This is a genomic window from Gaiella sp., assembly GCF_035710885.1.
In the GTDB taxonomy this organism is placed as follows: Bacteria; Actinomycetota; Thermoleophilia; order Gaiellales; family Gaiellaceae; genus Gaiella.
In genome coordinates, this window is record NZ_DASTCS010000001.1 from 1 (window position 1) to 7,394 (window position 7,394).

Annotated in this window: 8 protein-coding genes; 3 read left to right on the forward strand and 5 right to left on the reverse strand. The window is 70.7% G+C overall.

All coding sequences use genetic code 11. The features are described from left to right. Positions 1 to 493, forward strand: a 493-nt coding sequence (locus tag VFO26_RS00005) for a hypothetical protein (protein WP_325112807.1), incomplete at its 5' end; no start/stop codon positions are given. 246 nt (positions 494 to 739) lie between these two features. Next, the gene (locus tag VFO26_RS00010) at positions 740 to 2,242 is read left to right on the forward strand and encodes a N,N-dimethylformamidase beta subunit family domain-containing protein (protein ID WP_325112808.1); all 1,503 of its coding nucleotides are present in this window, start codon (positions 740 to 742) and stop codon (positions 2,240 to 2,242) included. A 2-nt stretch (positions 2,243 to 2,244) separates the two neighbouring features. On the opposite strand, the gene VFO26_RS00015 is transcribed toward VFO26_RS00010, so the two are convergent. Next, complete coding sequence (locus VFO26_RS00015) at positions 2,245 to 3,480, reverse strand: MFS transporter (protein ID WP_325112809.1); 1,236 nt, start codon at positions 3,478 to 3,480, stop codon at positions 2,245 to 2,247. Next, positions 3,468 to 4,550, reverse strand: coding sequence for an aminopeptidase (locus tag VFO26_RS00020; RefSeq protein WP_325112810.1), 1,083 nt, complete (start codon positions 4,548 to 4,550; stop codon positions 3,468 to 3,470). Before VFO26_RS00020 ends, VFO26_RS00015 begins: the two co-directional genes overlap by 13 nt. A gap of 43 nt (positions 4,551 to 4,593) precedes the next feature. Between VFO26_RS00020 and VFO26_RS00025 the strand changes: the two genes are divergently transcribed. Continuing rightward, positions 4,594 to 5,193 (forward strand): TetR/AcrR family transcriptional regulator, encoded by a 600-nt coding sequence (locus tag VFO26_RS00025; RefSeq protein ID WP_325112811.1) that lies wholly within the window; start codon positions 4,594 to 4,596, stop codon positions 5,191 to 5,193. On the opposite strand, the gene VFO26_RS00030 is transcribed toward VFO26_RS00025, so the two are convergent. From VFO26_RS00030 to VFO26_RS00040, 3 genes are all read right to left on the reverse strand, one after another. After that, positions 5,166 to 5,717 carry a lytic transglycosylase domain-containing protein gene (locus VFO26_RS00030; protein ID WP_325112812.1) on the reverse strand — a complete coding sequence of 184 codons (552 nt, stop codon included), beginning with the start codon at positions 5,715 to 5,717 and terminating at the stop codon, positions 5,166 to 5,168. The two genes, VFO26_RS00025 and VFO26_RS00030, sit on opposite strands and share 28 nt — an antisense overlap. Next, positions 5,714 to 6,319, reverse strand: coding sequence for a dephospho-CoA kinase (gene coaE, locus VFO26_RS00035; RefSeq protein WP_325112813.1), 606 nt, complete (start codon positions 6,317 to 6,319; stop codon positions 5,714 to 5,716). The genes VFO26_RS00030 and coaE overlap by 4 nt, the downstream gene beginning before the upstream one ends. A 165-nt stretch (positions 6,320 to 6,484) precedes the next feature. Then, the coding region (locus VFO26_RS00040) for a 30S ribosomal protein S1 (protein ID WP_325112814.1) at positions 6,485 to 7,394 on the reverse strand (910 nt) is incomplete at its 5' end.

The following is a 7,394-nucleotide window of genomic DNA, read 5'->3' on the forward strand; positions in this document are numbered from 1 at the left end:
GATGACCCCGGGCCATACGTTCAAGGCCTGGGAGGGCGCATGCGCCGGGCAGGGTAACCCGTGCACCATCAAGGTGTCCGGATCGATGGACGTCGTCGCGGTGCTCGAGGGCCGCTTCGTGCCTCCGGCTCCGCCGACGCCCAAGCCGCCGGCGGTGAATCCCGCGCTGACAGTCGTGGATACGCCGGGCACATGTCCCGAGTGCTTCACCACGGTCGTGAGCGGGACTGGCTTTCATCCGAACAGCGAGATCTCGATCACATTCGTCTTCTCGAGCCCCACGACTCCAGATGAAACCTTCCCGAACGTCGAGACGAGCGACGCATCTGGATCGTGGTCACAGGGCTTCAGCGAGCCGTGCCTGTACGGCGGGGGGTACGTGGGGCCGGTCGAGGCAGACGTGATTGCGACGGATGCGCAGGGAGCGTCCGCGACCGGCCACTCGAGCGGCGTGTGTCCCGAGCAGCCGGCACCCCCGGCGTCGTCTGGATAACGGTCGGGGGCGTCAACGGCACCGGTCGGGGGGGCCACGTGGGGAGGCCCCTCGACCGGCTCGGGCGCGCCGAGGCGGGCGGTACGGTTCGGGGCCGTGCGATCGGGACTCACACGGCGGCGCTTGCTCAGAGCTGCAGCGGGCGCCGCCGGTCTGTTGGCGGCGTTACCCGGTGTGGGGGCCGCGCGCGACACGCGTGCGCCCCGGGCCAGCGGGATCGCCGTCCGCGGGTCGGCGAGGCGGTTCGTGGGTGACCGTCCGATGTTCGTCACCGTGGCGCCCGGGAACGAGGGGCGCGATACGGCGGCGGTGGGGTTTCGGCTCGAGCGGCGCGCGCGCGTCCGACTGGAGGCGGTACGGACGGGCATCGGCGCGAGCAACGTCCGCTGGACGACGGAGGCCACACTCGGCCCCGGGCAGCACGAGCTCGCCTGGCAACCCTCCATGGACACGCCGGTCGGCTCGTACGTCATGCGGCTCACGGTGGAGGGAAACGGCAAGCGGCGGATCTACGGAGGGCGGCGCCCCGCGACACCGGAGCGGGCGAGCGCTCCCGTCGTCCGCGTGCTCGGAGTCGAGGCGGCGTTCACCCGCCGCTCGTACCTCCCGACCGAGCGGATGGCGCTACAGGTGCTCGCCGACGCGCCGTGGTTCTCCCTGACCTTTCTCCGTGTCGGGCACGGGCCGGACCCGAGCCTGCGCGGCGACGAGATCGTAGGGCTCGCGATGGGCCCGGCTGTCGGCATCGACTGGACCGGAAAGCGGTCGGCGAGAAGGACGATCACCGTGCAGACGGGCGATTGGCCGAGCGGCCTGTACGCGGCCCGGCTCGAGACCGAGGACGGCCGCATCGGCTTCGCGCCGTTCGTGCTCCGCGCCACCGCGCCCGGCTCGACGCGCGTGGCGGTGGTGCTGCCGACGAACACGTGGCAGGCCTACAACCTGTTCGACGTCGACGGCGACGGCTGGGGCGACACCTGGTACGCGGGCGGCATCCCGCCGGTCGCGCTCGACCGGCCGTACCGCGACCGAGGCGTCCCACCCCGCTTCCGCCGCTACGACGTCCCGTTCCTCCGCTGGCTCGAGAAGACGAGGCGCGACCCGGACTTCCTGACGGACGACGACCTCGACGCGATCGGGACCGGCGACGAGCTCCGGCGCCTCTACGACCTCGTCGTCTTCCCGGGCCACAGCGAGTACATGACCGAGCAGGCCTACAACGTCGTCGAGCGCTTCCGCGACCTCGGCGGCCGACTGATCTTCCTCTCGGCGAACAATTTCTTCTGGAAGGTCGAGCGGAGCGGCCAGACGATCCGTCGGATCGCGCAGTGGCGGAATCTCTCGCGGCCGGAGTCCCGGCTGCTCGGTGTGCAGTACCGGGCGAACGACGACGGTCGACGCCAGGCGCCGTTCATCGTGAGCGACCGGGACGCTGCGCCCTGGCTGTTCGAGGACACCGGCCTCGAGAACGGAGACACCCTCGGTGAGGAGGTCGGCGGGTTCGGGATCGAGATCGACATGACGACGCCGCTGTCGCCGCCGGGGACGCGCGTGCTCGCGCTCATCCCCAACCTGTTCGGGCTCGGCCTCCACGCCGAGATGGCGTACTACGAGACTCCCGCCGGCGCTCGTGTGTTCTCGGCGGGGGTGCTCGACTTCCCCGCCGTGCTGTACACGGCCCAGGGGATGCAGTTGCTCGACAACCTCTGGCGCCACATGCTCGAGGACCTGCCCGAGCCTGCTCCGTAGGCCTACGCGGTGGCGCTGGGGGCGGGCTCGGTCGCCCGATCGCCGAACGCGACGAGCGCAAAGGGGATCGTCGCCAGCAGCTGCCCCGTCGCGACCAGGAGGAATACGGGGCGCGGCCCCCACGACTCGAGCAGCGGCCCAGCGACGAGCATCCCGACCGGGCCCGCGAGCATCGCCATCGTCAGGACCGCAGTCATCACCTTCGCGCGGACCGCCTCGGGCGTGCGCATCGTGATCACCCCGATCAGCGGCGCGTTCACCAGCGGGCCGAAGAACGACGACGCGGCGAGCGCGGTCATCACCGCCGGGACCGGAAGCTCCAGCGACAGCGCGAAGACGGGGAGGGTCAGCGCGACGAAGGCGGTCGCGCCCAGTCGCAGCGGATCGTGGCGGCCGACGATCCGCACGGCGGCGATGCTTCCGAGCACGGCGCCCACGCCGAAGGCCGCGAAGAAGGCGCCTGCCACCTTCGAGCTCGAGTACTCCTCGTACGCGAGCACGGTGAGGCCAGCGCTCAGCATCTGCCCGAGCCCGTTGGTGAACAGCGCCGTGATGCCGAGCACGCGCAGCATGCGGTCGCGAAGCAGGAAGCGGATCCCGGCGAGCATCCCCCGCCCGTCATCGGACTGCGGCAGCGGCGGACGCGAGGGGACGAGCAGCGTCAGCAGGGCGAACGCGCAGAGGAACGTGGCGGCGTCGACGTAGAGCACGACCGGTGCGCTGAACCCTGCGATCAGCAACCCGGCGGCGGCGGGCCCGAGCAACGAGGTCGCGCGGTTCGCGCCCTCCACGACGGCGTTCGCCTGGGCGACGACGTGCTCGTCGTCCCCGACGAGCTCGGGGAGGATCAATCGCTGCGAGGCGAAGTACGGCGCGAGAAAGCACCCGAAGCAGGCCACGATCACGAGCAGCAACTGGAAGCTGAGCACGCCGAGCTCGTGCAGCAGCGGGATCGAGGCGATCAACGGCGCGCGGGCGAGATCCGAAACGATCATCGTGCGGCGCGCCCCGTAGCGGGCGATCACCGCCCCGGACGGGATCCCGAGCACCGCGATCGGCGCCAGCTCCGCAGCGAGGACGACGCCCATCTTCGTGGGCGAGCCCGTCGTCTGGAGCACGAACCACGGCAGCGCGAGGAACGTCATCTGCGAGCCGAGCGAGGAGATCACCTCGGCGGAGACGAGCGCGAGCACCGGCCGCTGCCGGAGCGGACGCGTGGCAGGCGTCAGACCAGCCACGCTCCATCCTGCTGCACGACCTCGCCGTCGAGCTCGATCCGCGTGCCCGGCATGCGCAGGTCCTTGACGATGTCCCAGTGGATGCGGGATTCGTTCTTCCCGCCGAGATCGGGCATGCCGTTGCCGAGCGCGAGATGCACCGTGCCGTCGATCTTCTCGTCGAACAGCGTGTTGCGCATGTACCGCGTGATGCCGGGGTTGCAGCCGATCCCGAGCTCGCCGAGACGGCGACCGCCCTCGTCCCCGTCGATCGTCTCGACGAGGAAGTCCTGGTTCGTATCCGCCGACGCCTCGACGACGCGGCCGCCCACGAAGCGGAGCCTGATCCCCGTCATCTCCCGGCCGGCGTACACCGCCGGGAACTCGTTGAACGCGATCACGCCCTCTGCAGAGTCCTCCACGGGACAGCCGAAGAACTCCCCGCCGGGGATGTTCGCTCCTCCTGCGTCGACCTTCATCGAGCGTCCCGCGATCGAGAGTCGGAGGTCGGTCTCCGCGCCGACGATGCGCACCTCGTCGGCCGCGTCGAAACGGTCGGCGTAGCGCTGCATGCGCTCGCGCTCCGCGTCCCAGTCGCGCAGGCACGCGTCGTAGAGGAAGTCCGCGAACTCGCCCGTCGACATCCCGGCGTCCTGGGCGAGCGCGGCCGTCGGGTACTGGCAGCCGACCCACGGCACCTCGTGACGGAAGACGCGTTCGAGGGCAGGTCGGTAGGCGCCCAGGATCGCGGCCGTGCGCTCGGCGTCGAGGCTCGCGGCGTCGCGCGTGTTCTCGGGCGCGTCGATCACGATCAGGGCGTCGCAGCTCAGGACGGCGTGCTCCTCGATCGGAGCCGGGACGGCGATCCGCTCGAGCGGCGCGGCGCGGGCCCACGTACGGGAGGAGAAGGTGGAATCGAACGTCACGCGCAGCAGCGCGTAGGCGTCGCGCTCGCCGATCAGCTGCACGATCTCCTCGAGCAGCGGACGGCCCTGTACGGCGCCGATGACGAGCACCTGCCAGCCGGGCTGCACCGCGACGCACGTGTCGACGAGCAGCTCGGCGAGTTGACGATCTCTCGGGTCAGCCATCGCAAGAATATAAGACGTACGTACTGTTTTGTAAAGTGCAGACGTGCCGAAACTGAGCGAGACCGAGAAGGACGCACGTCGGAGACGTGTGCTCGACGGCGCGCGTCGGTGCTTCGCACGTCACGGCTACGAGGGCGCGACCGTCGTCCGCCTGGAACGGGAGATCGGGCTCTCGCGCGGAGCGATCTTCAACTGGTTCCCGTCCAAGCAGGAGCTCTTCCTCGCGCTCGCGGCCGAGGACAACGAACGGCTCCACACGCTGTTCGCCGAAGGAGGCTTCGACGCGCTGCTAGCCGCCGTCACCGAGCACGAGCCGGACTGGCTCGCGGTCTACCTCGAGTTCGGCCGGCGCCTGAAGGCGGACGCGGGGCTGCGGGAGCGCTGGATCACCATCGCCCCCCCGGAGGCACGCGAGCGAAGCCGCGAGTGGATCGAGCAGGGCCAGGCCGCCGGAGAGCTCCGCTCCGACGTCTCCGCCGACGAGATCGGCAAGTTCCTCGGCGTCGTCATCGACGGGATCGTCTCCCAGCGCGCGTTCGGCTTCGACCCCCCCGACGGCGAGCTCGTGCTCCGCTTCGTGCGCGACGCGATCCGGCCCGGCGAGCGGGATCGGGGTCAGGCGCCCGAGAGCTCGTCGGCGTAGGCGTCGGCGTAGACCTCCTCCGCCTCGAGCACCCTGTTCACGTACGTCTGCGTCTCGGGGAACTGGATACCGGTTCCTTCCCTCCGCCACCGGTCGACGTTGCCCTGTCCCGCGTGGTAGGCGGCGAGCGCCGTGGAGAGGTCCTCGTAGCGGTCGAGGAGGTTCCTGAGGTACCAGGAGCCGTAGCGGACGTTGATCTCCGGGTCGAGCAGGTCGTCTACGACGAACCCGTCACCGCCCGTGCGGATGGCGATCCCCTTCGCCGTCTCGGGCAAGAGCTGCATGAGGCCCACCGCCCCGGCGTCCGAGCGCGCCGACGCGTCGAACTTGCTCTCCGCGTAGATGACCGCCGCGAGGAGAGTCGGCGACAGGTCGTAGTTCCTCGCATGGGCACGGACGATCGTCTCGTACCGCAGCGGGTAACGGACGCGCTGGTACCACTCCGGCTCGGAGCTCACCGCCCACGCCGCGACGCCCGCCCCTGCCGCGACGAGGAGCAGCACCGCGAGCACCACCCGCCTCATGCGGGAGTGGTCGCGTCCGCCTGGAGCTCTGCCATGACCCCTCCCACCCACTCGTGGAGGTCGTCGAAGGTTCCGGTGTTGACGTAGTGATAGTCGGCGCGGCGGACCTTCTCGCGGTCGGGCAGGAGACGGGAGTCGCGGTCGTCGCGCGCGACGCGCCGTCGCTGCTCCCGCAGAGCGGCCGGGGCGGTGATCACGACGACCTTGTCGAACTTCTCCTCGGACCCGACCTCGAAGAGGAGTGGCACCTCCGTGACGCAGACCCGTGGCGGGTCGTCGAGCTGCGCGAGCCGCTCGCGCCACACGAGGTACTCACGCGAGACGAGCGGGTGCAGGAGCTTCTCCAGCCAGTCGAGCTGGTCGCGGTCCCCGAAGACCCGCTTGGCGATCTGCGCCCGGTCGGGCCGCCCGTCGGCGCCGAGGATCTCCTCGCCCAGCCGGGCGACGAGCGCCTCGCGGACGTCGTCGTCCGCGGCGAGCAGATGGTGGACGATCTCGTCGCTGGAGACCGTCGCCGCGCCGTGCTCCCGAAATGCCTCGAGCGCAGTCGACTTGCCTGCTCCGATCCCCCCCGTGATCGCGACGGCGATCGGGCGGCGCACTAGGGGCCTGTCCGGAGGGGGGCCACGGTGGACAGCGCGCGGCTCGTGGTGCGCGGCAAGGACGCAGGGAGCCTCGACATGCGGGCAGATCGAGGCGGCTGAGGACACGGCATCGCGCCACGAGACGCACGCGAGACGCCCTGGTTCACCCTCCGGACAGGCCCCTTAGGCCGTTTCGTCGGCCTCGTCGGCCCGAGCCTCGGCCGCGGGCGCGGGCGGCTCCGGATCCGCGGGATCCTCGACCTCGTCCACGGTCTCGGCCTGCCGGGTGACCTCGTCGGCGTCGGGCTCCGTGACCTCGGGCGCAGCCTGCGACGCGACCTCGTCCGCCGTCTCGGGCTCCGGCGCGACCTCGGCCCGGGGCTCCGTGGCAGCCTCCTCGGCTCCGGCGGCCTCCGTCACCTCGGGCGCCTCGGTCGCGACGCTCTCCTGCGCGGCGGACTCCTCGGCAACGGCCGCGCCACCCGAGGGGAACGCCTCCTCGGAGAGCTTGAGGTCCGGCATCGAGTGCACCGACTCGGCGCCGTCCGCGCGCGGCACGGGCACGGCGCCCTCCTCGACACGCTTGAGCGAGAGCGAGAGGCGGCGGCGGTCGCCGTCGATCTCCAGGATCAGGACGTTGACCGGGTCGCCCTGCGAGACGACCTCGCGCGGGTTCTCGACGTGGTGGTTCGCGAGCTCGGAGATGTGCACGAGGCCCTCGACCCCGGGAAGGATCTCGACGAATGCCCCGAACGTGACGACCTTGGTGACGCGGCCCTCGACCACGTCGCCCTCGCCGTACGAGTCGAGCACCTGCTGCCACGGGTCGGACTGCGTCTGCTTGAGGCCGAGAGAGATCCGCTGTCGCTCGCGGTCGATGTCGAGCACCTTGACCTTGACGGTCTGGCCGATCTCGAGTACCTCCGAGGGATGATTGACGTGCGACCAGCTCAGCTCGGAGATGTGGATCAGGCCGTCCATCCCGTCGAGGTCGACGAACGCGCCGAAGTCGACGATGTTCGAGATCGTGCCCTCGACGACGTCGCCCGGGTTGAGCCGGTCGAGGATCGCCTGGCGCATCTCCTTGCGCTCG

Bases quoted from the DNA above. Each gene is read 5' to 3' on its own strand.
- VFO26_RS00020 (WP_325112810.1), bottom strand. From the start codon at position 4,550: ATGGCTGACCCGAGAGATCGTCAACTCGCCGAGCTGCTCGTCGACACG.
- VFO26_RS00030 (WP_325112812.1), bottom strand. From the start codon at position 5,717: ATGAGGCGGGTGGTGCTCGCGGTGCTGCTCCTCGTCGCGGCAGGGGCG.